At 66.8% G+C, this 17,106-nt stretch carries 16 protein-coding genes; 9 read left to right on the forward strand and 7 right to left on the reverse strand.

Annotated elements, in window-relative coordinates:
* Positions 1–142: 142 nt before the first annotated feature.
* Positions 143–1,366 (reverse strand): beta-ketoacyl-ACP synthase I, encoded by a 1,224-nt coding sequence (gene fabB / locus QW887_RS14395; protein ID WP_315716915.1) that lies wholly within the window; start codon positions 1,364–1,366, stop codon positions 143–145.
* Positions 1,367–1,442: 76 nt separating this feature from the next.
* A complete protein-coding gene (gene fabA / locus QW887_RS14400; RefSeq protein WP_315716914.1) occupies positions 1,443–1,964 on the reverse strand; it encodes a 3-hydroxyacyl-[acyl-carrier-protein] dehydratase FabA in 522 nt (173 codons plus the stop codon).
* Between the two features lie 456 nt (positions 1,965–2,420).
* Between fabA and irrA the strand changes: the two genes are divergently transcribed.
* The gene (gene irrA / locus QW887_RS14405) at positions 2,421–2,891 is read left to right on the forward strand and encodes an iron response transcriptional regulator IrrA (RefSeq protein ID WP_315716966.1); all 471 of its coding nucleotides are present in this window, start codon (positions 2,421–2,423) and stop codon (positions 2,889–2,891) included.
* 107 nt (positions 2,892–2,998) lie between these two features.
* Here the strand turns inward: irrA and QW887_RS14410 are convergent, their stop codons facing one another.
* Positions 2,999–3,484, reverse strand: a complete 486-nt coding sequence (locus QW887_RS14410) for an SH3 domain-containing protein (protein ID WP_409977910.1) — start codon at positions 3,482–3,484, stop codon at positions 2,999–3,001.
* A 413-nt stretch (positions 3,485–3,897) separates the two neighbouring features.
* Here QW887_RS14410 and QW887_RS14415 point away from each other — a divergent pair, with 413 nt between their 5' ends.
* Entirely contained in the window at positions 3,898–4,899 is a 1,002-nt protein-coding gene (locus QW887_RS14415) for a D-glycerate dehydrogenase (protein ID WP_315716913.1), read from the forward strand.
* 111 nt (positions 4,900–5,010) lie between these two features.
* On the opposite strand, the gene QW887_RS14420 is transcribed toward QW887_RS14415, so the two are convergent.
* Positions 5,011–5,955, reverse strand: coding sequence for a LysR family transcriptional regulator (locus QW887_RS14420; RefSeq protein WP_316173523.1), 945 nt, complete (start codon positions 5,953–5,955; stop codon positions 5,011–5,013).
* Positions 5,956–6,077: 122 nt separating this feature from the next.
* Here QW887_RS14420 and QW887_RS14425 point away from each other — a divergent pair, with 122 nt between their 5' ends.
* Entirely contained in the window at positions 6,078–7,082 is a 1,005-nt protein-coding gene (locus QW887_RS14425; RefSeq protein ID WP_315716911.1) for an aldo/keto reductase, read from the forward strand.
* Between the two features lie 219 nt (positions 7,083–7,301).
* On the opposite strand, the gene QW887_RS14430 is transcribed toward QW887_RS14425, so the two are convergent.
* Positions 7,302–8,105, reverse strand: a complete 804-nt coding sequence (locus QW887_RS14430) for a molybdopterin-synthase adenylyltransferase MoeB (RefSeq protein WP_315716910.1) — start codon at positions 8,103–8,105, stop codon at positions 7,302–7,304.
* A gap of 151 nt (positions 8,106–8,256) precedes the next feature.
* Here QW887_RS14430 and QW887_RS14435 point away from each other — a divergent pair, with 151 nt between their 5' ends.
* Both QW887_RS14435 and QW887_RS14440 read left to right on the forward strand, forming a co-directional pair.
* Positions 8,257–9,615, forward strand: a complete 1,359-nt coding sequence (locus QW887_RS14435) for a peptidoglycan-binding protein (protein WP_316173522.1) — start codon at positions 8,257–8,259, stop codon at positions 9,613–9,615.
* Between the two features lie 451 nt (positions 9,616–10,066).
* On the forward strand, positions 10,067–10,870 hold the full coding sequence (locus QW887_RS14440; protein ID WP_316173521.1) for a ParA family protein: 804 nt from the start codon (positions 10,067–10,069) through the stop codon (positions 10,868–10,870).
* Between the two features lie 122 nt (positions 10,871–10,992).
* Here the strand turns inward: QW887_RS14440 and QW887_RS14445 are convergent, their stop codons facing one another.
* Both QW887_RS14445 and mutM read right to left on the reverse strand, forming a co-directional pair.
* Complete coding sequence (locus QW887_RS14445) at positions 10,993–11,475, reverse strand: cyclic nucleotide-binding domain-containing protein (RefSeq protein WP_315716907.1); 483 nt, start codon at positions 11,473–11,475, stop codon at positions 10,993–10,995.
* Between the two features lie 78 nt (positions 11,476–11,553).
* The gene (gene mutM / locus QW887_RS14450) at positions 11,554–12,435 is read right to left on the reverse strand and encodes a bifunctional DNA-formamidopyrimidine glycosylase/DNA-(apurinic or apyrimidinic site) lyase (protein ID WP_316170033.1); all 882 of its coding nucleotides are present in this window, start codon (positions 12,433–12,435) and stop codon (positions 11,554–11,556) included.
* Positions 12,436–12,540: 105 nt separating this feature from the next.
* Here mutM and ubiE point away from each other — a divergent pair, with 105 nt between their 5' ends.
* From ubiE to dut, 4 genes are all read left to right on the forward strand, one after another.
* Complete coding sequence (gene ubiE, locus QW887_RS14455; RefSeq protein ID WP_315716905.1) at positions 12,541–13,302, forward strand: bifunctional demethylmenaquinone methyltransferase/2-methoxy-6-polyprenyl-1,4-benzoquinol methylase UbiE; 762 nt, start codon at positions 12,541–12,543, stop codon at positions 13,300–13,302.
* The gene (gene ubiB, locus QW887_RS14460; protein WP_316170032.1) at positions 13,299–14,873 is read left to right on the forward strand and encodes a 2-polyprenylphenol 6-hydroxylase; all 1,575 of its coding nucleotides are present in this window, start codon (positions 13,299–13,301) and stop codon (positions 14,871–14,873) included. The genes ubiE and ubiB overlap by 4 nt, the downstream gene beginning before the upstream one ends.
* Positions 14,874–15,053: 180 nt before the next feature.
* Entirely contained in the window at positions 15,054–16,481 is a 1,428-nt protein-coding gene (gene coaBC, locus QW887_RS14465; RefSeq protein WP_316194647.1) for a bifunctional phosphopantothenoylcysteine decarboxylase/phosphopantothenate--cysteine ligase CoaBC, read from the forward strand.
* A complete protein-coding gene (gene dut, locus QW887_RS14470; protein WP_316194648.1) occupies positions 16,478–16,936 on the forward strand; it encodes a dUTP diphosphatase in 459 nt (152 codons plus the stop codon). Before coaBC ends, dut begins: the two co-directional genes overlap by 4 nt.
* The last annotated feature ends 170 nt before the right edge of the window (positions 16,937–17,106 follow it).

Here is a 17,106-nt window from a genome sequence, read left to right on the forward strand (position 1 = left end):
CTCTCCTTCGTCATGCCGGGATCGACCCAGCCAGGATGATCGTTCCGTCTTCGAGACGCCAATGGCCGGACATCGGTGCGAAGAATGAGCTTCGCGCTGCTGCCCGGCCATGATGCCGACGAAACCAGTGCTGTTGGAAATCTTAGGCGTCGAGCTGCTTGAACACCAGCGTCGCGTTGGTGCCGCCGAAGCCGAACGAGTTCGACAGCACGGTGCCGAGCTTGGCGTTGTCGATGCGCTTGCGCACGATCGGCATGTCGGCGAAGGCGGGATCGAGCTCGGTGATGTTGGCGCTCTCGCAGATGAAGCCGTTCTTCATCATCAGCAGCGAATAGATCGCTTCCTGGACGCCGGTGGCGCCGAGCGAGTGGCCGGTCAGCGCCTTGGTCGCCGAGATTGGCGGACATTTCTCGCCGCGGCCGAACACCTTGCGGATCGCCTCGATCTCCGGCGGATCGCCGGCCGGCGTCGAAGTCGCATGCGGATTGATGTAGTCGATCTTCGTCTTCACGGTCGACAGCGCGAGCTGCATGCAGCGCTCGGCGCCTTCGCCCGACGGCGCCACCATGTCGTAGCCGTCCGAGGTCGCGCCGTAGCCCACGATCTCGCCGTAGATCTTGGCGCCGCGCGCCTTGGCGTGCTCGAGCTCTTCCAGCACGAGGACGCCGGCGCCGCCGGCGATCACGAAGCCGTCGCGCGTGACGTCATAGGGCCGCGACGCGGTCGCAGGCGTGTCGTTGTGCTTCGACGACATCGCACCCATCGCGTCGAACAGCACCGACAGCGTCCAGTCGAGCTCTTCGCAGCCGCCGGCGAACATCACGTCCTGCTTGCCGTACTGGATCATCTCGTAGGAATTGCCGATGCAATGATTGGAGGTCGCACAGGCCGAGGAGATCGAGTAGTTGACGCCCTTGATCTTGAACCAGGTCGCCAACGTCGCCGAGGCCGTCGACGACATTGCCTTCGGCACGGCGAACGGACCGACGCGCTTCGGGCCCTTGGTGCGGGTGATGTCGGCCGCTTCCACCAGCGTGCGCGTCGATGGCCCGCCTGAGCCCATGATGATGCCGGTTCTGACGTTGGAGACGTCGGTCGGCTCCAACCCGGAATCGAGGATGGCCTGCTCCATGGCGACATGATTCCACGCCGCCCCCTCGCCGAGGAAGCGCATGGCGCGGCGGTCGACCACGTCGGCGGGATTCAGCGTCGGCGCACCTTGCACCTGCGAACGAAAACCAAGCTCGGCATATTTCTCGGCGCGGGAGATACCGGACTTCGCCTCGTACAGGCTGGCGAGCACCTCCTGGGTGTTGTTGCCGATCGATGAGACGATGCCCATGCCCGTGATGACAACCCGCCTCATGATGTCCGCCTCACCTTGCTCGTGTGTTGTGTTGCAGCCGTGCCTGCTGCACTGTCTGTGGTCGCAGCCTGCCGGTTCAAGTCGGCGCGGCGCCCTGCTTGAACAGGCCGACCTTCAGGTCCTTGGCGCGATAGATAATCTCGCCATCCATCGAAAGCCACCCGTCGGCAATACCGAGCACCAGCTTTGAGCGCATCACGCGCTTGATGTCGACGTTGTACACAACCTTGCGGGCGGTCGGCAGCACCTGGCCGGAAAACTTGAGATCGCCGAGGCCCAGCGCACGGCCGCGCCCCGCGCCGCCGGTCCAGCCGAGGTAGAAGCCGACCATCTGCCACATCGCATCGAGGCCGAGACAGCCCGGCATCACCGGATCATTCTTGAAATGGCAGCCGAAGAACCAGAGATCCGGCTTCACGTCGAGCTCGGCGCGGACGACGCCCTTGCCGAACTCGCCGCCGGTCTCGGAGATCTCGACGATCCGATCGAACATCAGCATCGGCGGCAGCGGCAGTTGTGCATTGCCGGGGCCGAACAGCTCCCCGCGGCCGCAGGCCAGCAGGTCCTCGTATTCATATGCGCTGCGCCGATCCAGCATGCTTGGTGGCCTTTCTCAACGATCCCCGGTGGAATTTGTGCCGCGCGACATGGACCCTTCCCGCGCGCCGCCCCCTTCCGCGCCGCGCTGGCCGGTCATCGCGTCGGCACGAAGGCTGGGCCATCGCACTTGGCGAACATGACCGCTGTCAGCGGCGGGCCTAACGACGCCTGGATTCGCGCACATGGCCATCACGGCCGCCGGCGCTCACCATGGCAGGGCAAATCGGGTCCGGGCGCTCTCTAACATAGAGGATTGCGGCGTCAATGCGCGTATCCAGGTAAATCGACGCAGCACCAGGGCCGGCGCCCGAACCGGGCGGCAAATGCAGTTTAGGAGCGTTCTAGATACGTTAGTTGCGATAAGCTTGCATCTGAATGGGTTTCTTCCTATATCGGTTGTGGATGAGAGCGAGATTGTGCGGTGCTTGAAGTGGATGTCAGCAACAACGCCTCGATGAGTGGTCATGACCGCGGCAACCCGGATCTCGGGAACGGCCGGCAGCCAGCACTCAATGGCTGCCCATGGCACGACGTCAACGAGATGCTGCAGGCGGCCGGGCTGCGCCCGACCCGCCAGCGCATGGCCCTCGGCTGGCTGCTGTTCGGCAAGGGCGCGCGGCATCTGACCGCCGAAATGCTCTACGAGGAAGCGACGCTGGCCAAGGTTCCGGTCTCGCTCGCCACGGTCTATAATACGCTGAACCAGCTGACCGACGCCGGCCTGCTGCGCCAGGTCAGCGTTGACGGCACGAAGACGTATTTTGACACCAACGTCACCGCCCACCATCACTTCTATCTCGAGAACAACCACGAGCTGGTCGACATCCCGGACCAGCATCTGGCGCTGTCGAAGCTGCCGGAGGCGCCCGAAGGTTACGAGATCGCCCGGATCGACATGGTCGTCCGGCTGCGCAAGAAGCGCTGAGCCTCCGGAAGGTCTTCATCGAAGCACCATGCCCGCACCCGCTGCGGGCATTTTTGTGTCGGGAGCGCGTCAGGATGGAGGTCAGCGCATTGCGCTGACCTGGGCCTTCAATTGACCTGCTCGTCGGCGTAGACGCCCCACAGCCGCTGCTGCTGGATCCAGCCTTCGAAACCATTGCCGAGCACGCGGCACCAGCCATTGCCGCATTTCTTCACCTGCGCGACAACGCCTGCCTGCAGCCGCGCTGTGACCGCGCTGGTCGCGTCGGCGCTCTCGTAGATCGGGGCGAGATCGTCCTTGTTCTTCATCGTGACCACCGCCGTGCGGCGCCCCGACAGCAACGAGTGATAGACCCACCCCTCCGAGCCTTCGGAATCGCGCACGCGGCGCCAGTTCTCATATTCCGCAGTGATCTCGACCGGCAGGCCGGAGCGCGTATAGACCCAGGCCACGTCGTTGTCCTTGGTCGGACCGGCACGAACGTTCACATGATCCGACTTCAGGCTGACATAGCGCGGCACCGGCAGGCCGCTGGTGGTGAGAACGGAGTCCTTCGCCGCAACGCCGCCCCTGCCGACGGCAACGTCGAACAGACAGACCAGCAGCACCACGACAGCACCGAAACGCCACAACGTCAATTTACTCAACTCACTCTCCCTCGAAAGGATCGACCCGCGCTCCGATCAAAGCGGATTGCGTTGCGATCCTTCGCCCGATCCCCATCGAACCGCCCGGCTGCCCCCCTTCGTGCTCGGAGAGGGCTTGCCGAAAGCGCCAGTCCCGACCTGCCGTTGGCTTCTTGTCTTGGCCGGGCCTTCTGCTAGACAGGACCGAACACAAGCGGCCAGGAAGCGCCTGAGAATCGCTCGCGAAGCCCTGTCAGGGACGGATCGGCCCACCTGCGAGATCCGACACGACCAGTCCAGGGAAGCGCCGCTCTCAGGCGACGACGGTAGTTTCGGCGAACCCGGTTAATGAGGTCTGAAGGATCTCATGAGAGCAGCACATGTCAGGTAGGAAAAAGCCCCTCGTCGTGGTGACACGCAAGCTGCCGGACTCGGTCGAGACGCGCATGCGCGAGCTGTTCGACGCCAGGCTCAATCTCGACGACGAGCCGTTGAGCCAGGAACAACTCGCCGACGCCGTGCGCACCGCCGAGGTGCTGGTTCCGACCGTCACCGACCACATCAGCGCCGACATTCTCAATCAGCCCGATTGCAAGCTGCGCATGATCGCCAACTTCGGCAACGGCGTCGACAACATCGACGTCGCGGCGGCGGTGGCGCGCGGCATCACCGTCACCAACACGCCGAAGGTCCTCACCGAGGACACCGCCGACATGACCATGGCGCTGATCCTCGCCGTGCCGCGGCGGCTGATCGAGGGCGCCTCGATCCTCACCGAGGGCAAGAACTGGGCGGGCTGGTCGCCGACCTGGATGCTCGGCCACCGCATCGGCGGCAAGCGCTTGGGCATCATCGGCATGGGCCGGATCGGCCAGGCCGTGGCGCGGCGTGCCCGCGCCTTCGGCCTGCAGATCCACTATCACAACCGCCGCCCGGTCGCTCCCGTGATCGCCGACGAGCTCGGCGCTACCTACTGGGAGAGCCTCGACCAGATGCTGGCGCGGATGGACATCATCTCGGTCAACTGCCCGCACACGCCGGCGACGTTCCATCTGCTGTCGGCGCGCCGGCTGAAGCTGATCCGCAAGGACGCCTACATCGTCAACACCGCACGCGGCGAGGTGATCGACGAGGAGACGCTGACGCGGCTGATCGAGGCCGGCGACATCGCCGGCGCCGGTCTCGACGTGTTCGAGCACGAGCCCGCGGTGAATCCGCGCCTGGTCCGGCTCGCCAAGGCCGGCAAGGTGACGCTGCTGCCGCACATGGGCTCGGCCACCATCGAAGGCCGCGTCGAAATGGGCGAGAAGGTCATCATCAACATCAAGACCTTCCTCGACAACCACCGCCCGCCGGACCGCGTGCTGCCGAGCATGTTGTAGGCCCGTCACTCGACCCCACAATCAGTGTCGTCGCTGCGAACGCAGGGACCCGTACCGCGTAATGTCCGCGTGGGACATCGCTGGTCGTCATCGTCTCGTTCACGCTGGTGGTTATGGGTCTCCGCTCGAGGCCGGGACGGCAGCTGGGTGCGGGGCGCCCGCGCGCTTCCGCCACTCCCCGACGAACGCGACGAACGCCGCCAGCGCCGGCGGCGGTTGCCGGCGGCTCGGGTAATATAGATACGGTCCGGGGAACGGCGGGCACCAGTCGTCCAGCACGCTGACGAGGCGGCCTGCCGCCAACGCATCGCGCACATGTCCCTCGAATGTCGCCCAATAGCCGACCCCGTCGCAGGCGGCACGGAAGGCCAGACCGAGCTGGACCGCGATCAGCCGGGCCGGCGGCGCGATCCTGATCACCTGCCCGTCCTTCTCGAACTCCCAATCCAGCATCGCACCGGACGAGAAGCGCGTGCGAATGCAGCCTTGCTGCAGCAGGTCGCGCGGATGCGCGGGACGGCCATGCTGCGCCACATAGTGCGGTGAGGCGACGATGGCGTAGCGCTGCGTTTCGCCGAGCGGCACGGCGATCATGTCCTGCGCCAGGTGCTCGCCATAGCGCACGCCGGCATCGAACCCGGCCTGCACGATGTCGACGAAGCCGCTGTCGGCGACGATCTCGAGCTCGATCAGCGGATAGGCCTGAAGGAACGGCGCGACCATCGGCGCCAGCACCAGATCGACCGCGGGCGGCGGCGCATTGATGCGCAGGCGCCCCGCCGCGACCTGCTGCTGGCCGCGCACCTGATGGATCGCCGCTTCGATCTCGGACAGCGCCGGCTCGAGCCGTGCCAGCAGCGCCTCGCCGGCCTGCGTCAGGCCGACGCTTCGCGTGGTCCGGTTGAGCAGCCGGACGCCGAGCCGCTGCTCCAGCTCCTTGAGCCGCTGGCTGAGGCTGGATGCCGCGAGGCCCTGCTCGCGCGCAGCCCGGCGGAAATTGCCGCTGCGAGCCACGGCAGCGAAGGCTTGAAGATCACGGAGGTCCGGCTCGCTCATTGTTCGATATGTTGAACAGTCCATTCGAAATTGTCCAGCTTATCGAACCGAGGAAATGCGCCGATATCCGCGTTGTCCGGGCGGGCCAGCAGGCCGCCTGCGCCAGCAAGAGGAGATTGATCATGCAAACCCGCCAACTCGGCTCGACCGGCCCCGACGTTTCGGTCATCGGACTAGGCTGCATGGGCATGTCGGACTTCTACGGCCCCACCGACCGGTCCGAGAGCATCGCCACCATCCACGCCGCGCTCGACGCCGGCATCACGCTGCTCGACACCGGCGACTTCTACGGGATGGGCCACAACGAGATGCTGATCCGCGAGGCGCTGGCCTCGGCCGGTCCGCGCAACGTGCAGATCTCCGTGAAGTTCGGCGCCCTGCGCGGCCCCGACAAGAGCTGGCTCGGCTATGACAGCCGGCCCGAAGCTGTCAGAACCTTCCTGTCCTATTCGCTGCAGCGGCTCGGCGTCGACGCCATCGACATCTACCGCCCGGCGCGGCTCGATCCCAAGGTGCCGATCGAGGACACGATCGGCGCGATGGCCGAGCTGAAACAGGCCGGCTACATCAGGCATATCGGGTTGTCGGAGGTCGGTTCAGAGACGATTCGCCGGGCGCACAAGGTGCACCCGATCTCGGATCTGCAAATCGAATATTCGCTGATCTCGCGCGGCATCGAGAGCGACATCCTGCAAACCTGCCGCGAGCTCGGCATCGGCATCACCGCCTATGGCGTGCTGTCGCGCGGGCTGATCAGCGGGCACTGGTCGATGGACCGCGCCAACGCTGCCGACTTCCGTGGCCATTCGCCGCGCTTCAGTGGCGACAATCTCGATCGCAATCTCAGCCTGGTCGACACGCTGCGCAGCCTGGCAGGCGAGGTCGGCGCCACGCCGGCGCAAGTCGCGATCGCCTGGGTGGCCGCGCAGGGCAACGACATCGTCCCGCTGGTCGGCGCCCGCCGCCGCGACCGTCTCGACGAGGCGCTCGGCGCGCTCTGCGTCAAGCTCACCGAGGTCCAACTCGCCGCGCTGGACAAGGCCTTCCCGATTGGTGTCGCCGCCGGAGAGCGCTATCCGGAGGCGCAGTTGGTGCATATGGACAGCGAGCGCGGTCAGCCGGGCTGAGCGTCATGCGAGTCCAGGTCGCGCAACAAACTCGGTGTCGTCCCCGCGAACGCGGGGACCCATACCGCGTGATGTCTGGAACAGGCAGATGACCCGTTCCGTGCGCCTCATTGCATACACGGAGTATGGTCCCGGATCGGCGCCCGACGACGCGTTGCGTCGCCGGGCTTGTCCGGGACGACAGTGAATTTGTGGCGCGCCTCTCGACTCAAGCGGCCGTCACTTCCGATGCGCGCTCAAGTCCGCAATGACAGGTCCATCACCGTTCAGCGGATTGGCGGGATCGCGCCCATAGCGCAGGGTCTCGAACCGCATCGTGCGCGCGTCCAGCATCAAGAGCCGTCCCACCAGCCCCTCGCCGAAGCCGACGATCTCGCGGATCGCCTCCAGCGCCATCATCGAGCCGAGCATGCCGGCGAGCGCACCCATGACGCCGGCTTCGGCGCAGGCGGGCACCGTGCCGGGCGGCGGCGGCTCGGGGAACAGGCAGCGATAGGTCGGATTAAACTGGCCCTTCTCATTCCGCTCATGCGCCCGGATCGTCGTCAGCGACGCATCGAAGGTGCCGAGCGCGCCGGTGATCAGCGGCCGCGCGGCCAGAAAGCAGGCATCGGAGACGAGATAGCGGGTGTCGAAATTGTCGGAGCCGTCGAGCACGAGATCATAAGCGCCGATCAGATCGAGCGCGTTGTCGGCATTGAGCCAGGTCCGATGCGCCATGACGCTCACATGCGGATTGAGCGCGTTGATGCGCTCGGCGGCGCTCTCGACTTTGGGTCTGCCGATGTCGGGGGTCGCATGGATGACCTGACGCTGCAGATTCGACAGCGACACGACGTCGTCGTCGACCACGCCGATCGTGCCGACGCCGGCCGCGGCGAGATACATCAGCGCCGGTGCGCCGAGGCCGCCTGCGCCGACCACCAGCACCGACGCCCGCTTCAGCGCCGCCTGGCCGGGACCGCCGACGTCGCGCAGCACGATGTGACGGGCATAGCGCTCCAGTTCTTCGTCGCTCAGCATCGTTACACCGTCCTTCCGCTGCCGCACCGCTGTCAGCCCATTGTCGGCCCGTAGCGAAGACGCCGGATCTCCGCACTGAACCCTCGCCGGATTGTGACCGACCAAGCAGATGTGCTTATTTAACGGCGCGGCAAGAGCATCGGGATTTGTCATGAGACGGCTGGCCACGGCAACCTTCATCTGCGGGATCGCCGCATGCGCGTCGGCGCAGGCACAGACGCCGCAGGGCGCGTTGCCGGGCGCCAAGCCCAAGCCCGTCGCGACCCAGCCGGTGCGCCCGGGCGTGCAGGCTCCCGCCGACACCGCCAATGCGATGAGCCAGGCCGAGCGCCTCGCGTTGCAATCCGATCTCGCCTGGGTCGGCCAGTACAATGGCGCCATCACCGGCGACGTCAGCGAGCGCATGGTCAACGCGATCAAGGAATACCAGAAGCTGGTCGGCGGCAAGCCGACCGGCGTGCTGAACCCGCAGGAGCGCGCCGTGCTCGCCGACACCGCACGCCGCAAGCAGGAGGGCGTCGGCTGGAAGCTCGTGACCGAGCCGGTCAGCGGCGCACGGCTCGGTATTCCCGCAAAGCTGGTGCCGCAACAGACCAGCGACGGCACCGGCTCGAAATGGACCTCGCCCACCGGCACCGTGCAGGTCGTGCTGTCACGCCGCAAGGAGGCGAACCCGACCACCGCGGCGCTCGCCGACCGCGAGAAGAAGGAGCCCGGCCGCACCGTCGACTACAGCGTGGTGAAGCCCGACTTCTTCGTGCTCTCGGGCCTGCAGAACCTGAAGAAGTTCTACATCCGCGGCACCTTTCGGGGCGACGAGGTGCGTATCCTGACCATCCTCTACGATCAGGCCACCGAGAACACGGTCGAGCCGGTCGTGATCGCGATGTCGAGCGCTTTCACCGCGTTTCCGTCGACATTGGCCGCGCAGCCCGCGCCACGGCGCCGCGTCGATTACGGCACCGGCATCATCGCTACCCAGGACGGCGCCATCATCGCCGATCGCGAGGTGACCGATGCCTGCGTGGCGATCACCATTCCCGGTTTCGGCCATGCCGAGCGCGTGGCCGAGGACAAGGAGCGCGGCCTGGCGCTGCTGCGCATCTACGGCGCGCGCGGCCTGAAGCCGCTGGCGCTGTCGGGCGGCAGTGCGAAATCGTCGGTCGACATCGTCGGCATCGCCGATCCGCAGAGCCAGGGCGGCGGTGCCGCGATCAGCACCGTCAAGGCGCAGCTCGCCGGCAATGGCGCCGGCGACGCCTCGCTGGCGCCGGCGCCCGGGCTCGGCTTTTCCGGAGCGGCGGCGCTCGACGGCGACGGCAAGTTCGCCGGCGTCACCTTGCTCAAGCCCGGCGTCCTCGCCGGCACGGCGCTGATCCCATCGACGCAGGTCGTGATGGTCAGCGCCGATGCGACGCGCGCCTTTCTCGCCACGCATGGCGTCAAGCCCGACGGAACCTCGCTCGACGCCAAGGCGGCGACGGTGCGCGTGATCTGCGTGCGGAAGTAGCGCCTGCGCCAAACCGGTCCGGCATCGCGATCATGCCGCCGCGCCCCGCGGCGCGGCGGCGTTTACGCAATGTTAAGCATGTCGTTTTAGAAAAAATTAAGGGCCCAACGGCGGCCGGCGGGGGTCGGACGTGCAGCATCGCGACTGCATGGGATGATGCTCGGCGACGCCGATCGCTCGCCCGCGGCTCGCTGCCACTCAACTTCCTAGCACCTTGCTATCAACTCGGAACGGCTCCCGCCGTAGTCAACCGGTCTGTGCAGGCACAGGCCGAGCGTGAAATAGTTCGAACAGTTTTGTCGGCGTGCTGATTCGGACCACCGCGATCGCTCTTCATGAGTTGGATCGGGCCGGGACTGTCCTGAGCGAGAATAGCTCTGCACCGCGATCGCGATGCGCTCAGCTTTGGCGTTCTCATAAGTTCCGTCAACATCCGAAGGACTGTCTCCCGATGTACACGATCGTTTTGGCCACGCAGAAGGGCGGCAGCGGCAAGAGCACGCTGGCGATTGGTCTGGCCGTGGCCGCGCAGCAGGCCGGCCACAAGGTGCGCGTGATCGAGACCGACCGTCAGGGCACGCTGACCAAATGGCAGGCGCGCCGCGCCGCGGGCGAGCCGATCGTCGAAGCCGTCTACGATGCCAAGACGATCGAGCCTCGCCTCGAAGCGCTGGCCCGCGACGGCGTCACCCTCTGCGTGATCGACACCGGGGCCGGCATCACGGCATCCACGACGGCCGCGATCCGCCACTGCGATCTGTGCCTCATTCCGGCGCGTCCGAGCGTCGCCGACATCGAAGCGACGGCACCGACCTTGAGCGTCGTGCGCGCCTGGCGCAAGCCGTTTGCCTTCGTGCTCAACCAGGCCCCGATCCGCGGCGGCCATCGCGTCACCGATGCGACGACTGCGCTCGACGCCGACGCACCGCGCGACATCGCAGAGGTGCTGGCGCAGCCCTTCATCATGATGCGCAACGACCACCAGGACGCGCTCGCCGCCGGTCTCGGCGTCAGCGAGTTCGATGCGGCCGGCAAGTCGGCGCAGGAGATTCGCAGCCTGTGGCGCTGGACAGCGGGCAAGCTCGCCGGCGACCACGTCATGCACGACGCTGGCGAGCTGAAGGACGCGAGCGAGCACGCCGAGGTCGAATTCCCGATCATGCTGACGCCGCCCGCCGAGGAAGCGAAGCTGCCGGTGACGCGGGCCTACCCGACCTGGGCCGACAATGGCATCAACTGGAAGGCGGGGCTGTAAAGGCGGGCTGTGGTCGTCATCGGATACGAGCTACCGCAAATGCGGTGCGCTCCCTCGCCCCGCAAGCGGGGCGAGGGAAACATCACCGACCGCGGGATCGAGTCCACCGAATCCAACCGGGCCTAGCGCTCTCCAGCCTCGCGCATCTCCAGCTGCTTGATCCGCGCATCGGCGCGACGCAGGCGGCGGCATAGCTCGCGATTGATGTTCTGCAACACGATCACATAGGCGTGGATGTCAGCCTTGTAGAAGGCATACAGCTTTTGCGCCGTCAGCTCGTACAATACGGTCGGCGCTTCCGCGACGACGGTGGCCGATCTGTTCTGCATGTCGAGCAGGGTCATCTCGCCGAAGAAATCGCCGGGCTCGAGACGCGACATATGGATCGCAACGCCCGTCTCCAGGCGCTCGCTCACCTCCAGCGTGCCGCTGTGCACGACGAACATCGAACGACCCGCCTCGCCTTCGGCGACGACCACGGCGCCGCTCTCGAACTCACGCGCGACCAGCATCGAGACCAGCAGATCGAGGCTCGCATCGGGCAGGCCGCCGAAGAACGGCGTCGCGAGCAGGAATGCTTTCAGATCGGGCGAGCTGACAGCCATGGCGGCAGTATACCCCCGCCCCCGTCCGTCACAAGCAGACTGGGGCAAGCCGGCCATGCCGGCTCGTCGGCCGCTGCATCACTTCTGGCACTTCGGGCACCAGAACGTCGACCGCCCGTTCTGCACGAAGCGCTTCACCACGCCCTCGCAGCCATCCGTCCGGCACGGCTCGCCCTCGCGGTCATAGACCTGGAACGAATGCTGGAAATAGCCGAGTTCGCCCGAAGTCTGGCGGTGATCGCGCAGCGACGATCCGCCGGCGCGGATGGCCTCGTTGAGCACGGTGTGAATCGCTTCCACCAGACGCCTGGCGTGATCCGTGGGCTCGCCCTTCTTCGTTGCCAGCGTTGCCGCCAGCCGTCGCGGCGACAGATGGGCGCGGAACAGCGCCTCGCAGACATAGATGTTGCCGAGCCCGGCGACGACGCGCTGGTCGAGCAGCGCCGCCTTGAGGCTGGTCTTCTTGCCGGCACAGGCGCGCGCCAGCATGGCGGCATCGAATTCGTTGCCGAGCGGCTCGGGCCCGAGATCCTTCAGATGCGGCTCGGTCTCGATCTCGCCGCGGCCGATGATCTTCATGAAGCCGAAGCGGCGCGGATCGTTGAACACGATGTCGGCGCCAGACGACATGTGAAACACGACATGGTCGTGCACGCTGTCCTTGCCGCGCGGATAGTGAAACTCGCCCGGCGTCTCCTCGTGCTCCGGCTTGATCACCCGGAACGAGCCGGACATGCCCAGATGCATCAGCAGCACGTCGCCGGAGCCGAGGTCGGCCAGCAGATATTTGGCGCGCCGGCCGAGTCCCCTGACGGTCTGGCCCTGCAGGCGCTTCGCAAAATCGGGCTGGAACGGAAACCTGAGATCGCCGCGCCGGGCCTCGGCCTTGACGATGACGGCGCCTTCCATGACGGGCTGCAGCCCGCGCCGGACGGTCTCGACTTCGGGCAGCTCAGGCATGCCGGCTCATTTCACCTTTTGCATCCGCGACCATTCACCTTGTCCGGCTGACGTGATAGCGCCTTGGCCGCATCAGCGCTATGGTGCCGTATCGGAGTAAGGGTGATGGATCAGCCGGACCAAACCACTCATTTCGGCTTCAGGGACGTGCCTCTGGGCGAGAAGCAGACGCTGGTGAACGACGTGTTTCACAGCGTGGCACAGCGCTACGACCTGATGAACGACCTGATGTCGGGCGGACTGCACCGCGTCTGGAAGGACATCATGATCAACACGCTGAACCCGCCGAAGAGCGATGCGCCGTTCGCGCTGCTCGACGTGGCCGGCGGCACCGGCGACATCTCCTTCCGCGCCGCCCGGAAGGCCGGCGCCGGCTTCCATGCCACCGTGTGCGACATCAACAGCGACATGCTCGAGGTCGGGCGCCAGCGGGCGCTGAAGCAATATCTCGACGACAAGGTCTCGTTCGTCGAGGGCAATGCCGAAAAGCTCGCTTTTCCCGACCGCTCCTTCGACGCCTATACGATCGCCTTCGGCATCCGCAACGTGCCGCAGATCGAGCTCGCGCTCGCCGAGGCCTTCCGCGTGCTCAAGCATGGCGGCCGATTCCTGTGCCTGGAATTCTCCACCGTCGAGATGCCCGGGCTCGACAAGCTCTACGACCTGTTCTCCTTCAACGTGATCCCGCAGCTCGGCCGCGCCGTCACCGGCGATGCCGAGTCCTACCGCTACCTCGTCGAATCGATCCGCCAGTTTCCGCGCCCCAGCGCCTTCGCCGAGATGATCTCGGCGGCCGGCTTCTCCCGCGTGTCCTGGCAGACCCTCTCCGGCGGCATCGTCGCGCTTCATTCCGGCTGGCGCTTGTGATCTCCGCACTCACCCACATTACGCGGCTCGCCCGGGCCGCCTTCGTGTTCGCGCGCGAGGGCGTGTTCGGCGCCGTCGATCCGAGCCTGGCGCCGCCGCCGGGCCAGCTCGCGCTGAAGCTGGCGCGCCTCGTCGAGCGCCCCGGCGCCAAGTCCGGGCCAAGATTGTCGCGGGCGCTGGAGCGGATGGGCCCGGCCTATCTCAAGCTCGGCCAGTTCCTGGCGACGCGGCCCGACGTCGTCGGCGTCATCATGGCGCGCGACCTCGAATCGCTGCAGGACCGGCTGCCGCCATTCCCGCAGGCCGAGGCCGAGGCGGTCATCGCCACCGCGCTCGAGCGCCCGATCAGCCAGCTGTTCACGCATCTCGGTCCTCCGGTCGCCGCCGCCTCGATCGCGCAGGTGCATCGCGGCGAGGTCGAGCGCGACGGCATTCGTCGTCCAGTCGCGGTGAAGGTGCTTCGGCCGAACGTCGCCTCGCGCTTCCGCCGCGACCTCTCCGACTTCTTCTTCGTCGCCGAAAAGGCCGAGGCGCATTCGTCGGAGGCGCGGCGGCTGCGGCTGGTCGAGGTCATCAACACGATGTCGCGCTCGGTCGCGATGGAGATGGACCTTCGCCTGGAGGCCGCTGCGCTCTCCGAGATGGCGGAGAACATCAAGGACGATCCGGACTTCCGCGTACCCACGGTCGACTGGGATCGCACCGCCAACACCGTGCTGACGATGGAGTGGATCGACGGCATCGCGCTGAACGATCACGCCCGGCTCGCGGAGGCCAATGTCGATCTGCCCGACGTCGGCCGCAAGGTGATCCAGAGCTTTCTGCGCCACGCGCTGCGCGACGGCTTCTTCCACGCCGACATGCACCCGGGCAACCTGTTCCTGGATCAGCAGGGACGGCTGGTCGCGGTGGATTTCGGCATCATGGGCCGGCTCGGCATGAAGGAGCGGCGCTTCCTCGCCGAGATCCTGCTCGGCTTCATCACCCGCGACTATCGCCGCGTCGCCGAAGTGCATTTCGAGGCCGGCTACGTGCCGCCGCATCATTCGGTGGAGAATTTCGCCCAGGCCATCCGCGCCATCGGCGAGCCGATCCACAACCGCACCGCCGAAGAAATCTCGATGGCCAAGCTGCTGACCCTGCTGCTCGAGGTCACCGGCCTGTTCGACATGCGCACCCGGCCGGAGCTGATCCTGCTGCAGAAGACCATGGTGGTGGTCGAGGGCGTCGCGCGCGGCTTCGATCCCAAGCTCGACATCTGGAAGGTCGCCGATCCCGTGGTGCGCGAATGGATCGAGCGTAATCTCGGCCCGCTCGGCCGCATCGAAGGCGCCGTGTCCGGCGTCGGCGACCTGGTCCGGCTCAGCGCGACCCTGCCCGTGCTCGCCGCCCGCGCCGCCGCCGTGCTGGAGCACATGGAGACCATGAGCCGCGACGGCTTGCGCCTGTCGCCGGAAACCATCGCCGCCATGGGCCGCACCGAAGGCAAGAAGAGCCGCTGGCGCGCCATAGCTCTGTGGGTCATCGCACTGACCTTCATCGGCATTCTGTTCGCGGTGCTTAGGCTGTAGACTCGCAGCGGGGGCGAAGGCGCAGGGCTGCCGCCGTGCCCACCGCCTTTCCTCGTATTCTGCCGCCCCGCTTGGCGCCGCTGCCGCCCACGGCGGCCGCTTTGCCCACCCTCCTCTGATTGCACTGCTGTCATTTTCTGCTAGCATTGCCTTCACAACGACAATGCTGGGGAGGCGGTCATGGCGAGCCTGACCATCCGCAAGCTGGACGACTCTCTCAAGACTTATCTGCGACTGCGCTCGGCGCAGAACGGGCGCTCCGTCGAAGAGGAAGTCCGGGTCATCCTGCGCGCGCTGATCGAGCCTGCCGATCCATCCGAGCCGCCGATGGCGCCGCCAGCTCCAGCCAACCTCTCCGCCCCGCTCGTCCCCCAGCCCGGCCGGGCGCGCGAGGCTCGCGTCACCCTGATCATCGGCGGCGGCATCGCCGCCTACAAATCGCTCGACCTGATCCGGCGGCTGAAGGAGCGCCACATCCACGTCCGCTGCGTGCTGACCAAGGCGGCGACGCAATTCGTGACCGAGCTCGCCGCGTCGGCGCTGTCGGGAGATCGTGTCTTCACCGATCTGTTCGACGCGCGCAGCGAGTTCGACGTCGGCCACATCCGGCTCGCACGCGACTGCGATCTCATCGTGGTCGCACCGGCGACCGCCGACCTGATGTCGAAGATGGCGCACGGCGCCGCCGACGACCTCGCCAGCGCCATCCTGCTCGCGGCGAGCCGGCCGATCCTGCTGGCGCCGGCGATGAACCCGATGATGTGGAGCAATCCGGCGACGCGCCGCAACGCCGCGACCCTGCAGCGCGACGGCGTCCAGATGATCGGGCCGAACGCCGGCGAGATGGCGGAGAAGGGCGAGGCCGGTGTCGGCCGCATGGCCGAGCCGACCGAGATTGCGGACGCCGTCGTCGCCATGCTCAAGCCGCCTGTGCCGCGCCCGCTCGCCGGCCGCCGCGTGCTGATCACCGCGGGCCCGACCCACGAGCCGATCGACCCGGTGCGCTACATCGCCAACCGCTCCTCCGGCAAGCAGGGCTTTGCGATCGCCGCCGCCGCGCAGGCCGCCGGCGCCGACGTGCGGCTGATCGCAGGACCGGTGGAGCTTGCCGACCCCAAGGGCGTCAGCGTCACCCACGTCGAATCGGCGCGGCAGATGCTGGAGGCCGTCGAGGCCGAGCTGCCCGCCGACGTCGCGATCTTCGCCGCGGCGGTGGCCGACTGGCGCGTCGCCAATGAGGGCGGCCAGAAGCTGAAGAAGACGGACAAGGCGATCCCGCCGCTGACGCTGGTCGAGAACCCCGACATCCTCGCCACGATCTCGAAGCTGAAGGAGAAGCGGCCTGGTCTCGTCATCGGCTTCGCCGCCGAGACCGAGCACCTGATCGACAACGCGAAGGCAAAGTTCGCCCGCAAGGGCTGCGACTGGATCGTCGCCAACGACGTCTCGCCCGCGACCGGTGTGATGGGCGGCGACCGCAACACCGTACATCTCTTGACGAAGGACGCCGATGGCGTCCATGTCGCGTCCTGGCCGATCATGACCAAGGACGAGGTCGCGACTGCGCTCGTCGCCGAGATCGCCAGAACCATGGGACCCGTTGCGTGACACAGACGATCGCGATCGACGTGCAGATCCTGCCGCATGGCGAGGGCCTGCCGCTGCCGGCCTATCAGACCGCACATGCCGCGGGGCTCGATCTGCTCGCCGCGGTTCCGACCGATGCTCCGCTCGTCCTTGCGTCGGGCGGCCATGCGATGGTGCCGACGGGACTGTCGATCGCGCTGCCCGACGGCTACGAGGCCCAGGTGCGGCCGCGTTCGGGGCTCGCTGCGCGGCACGGCGTCACAGTGCTGAACTCACCGGGCACAGTGGACGCGGACTACCGCGGCGAGATCTGCGTGCTGCTGATCAACCACGGCAAGGAACCGTTTACGATCCGCCGCGGCGAGCGCATCGCGCAGATGGTGATCGCCGCCGTCGCGCGCGCCGAGCTCAGCCTCGCGACAACCTTGACGACGACCGCGCGCGGCAGCGGCGGCTTCGGCTCGACGGGCCGTTGAACTACGGGCTTGCCACTGTTCCGACTCGAAAGAGTCGATCGGCGGACGCATTTTCCTCAGGCGCAACCATCGTTCACGGTCTGGACTCTTACCGCTGGAGTCCCGAAGCGGTTAAGGTTGATTGATTCGTGAGACGGCGCGGGCGACGCGATCGGCGCCGCCCGAAACTT

Origin of the sequence: Bradyrhizobium sp. SZCCHNRI3052, assembly GCF_032484895.1 — a bacterium.
Taxonomy (GTDB): Bacteria; Pseudomonadota; Alphaproteobacteria; order Rhizobiales; family Xanthobacteraceae; genus Bradyrhizobium.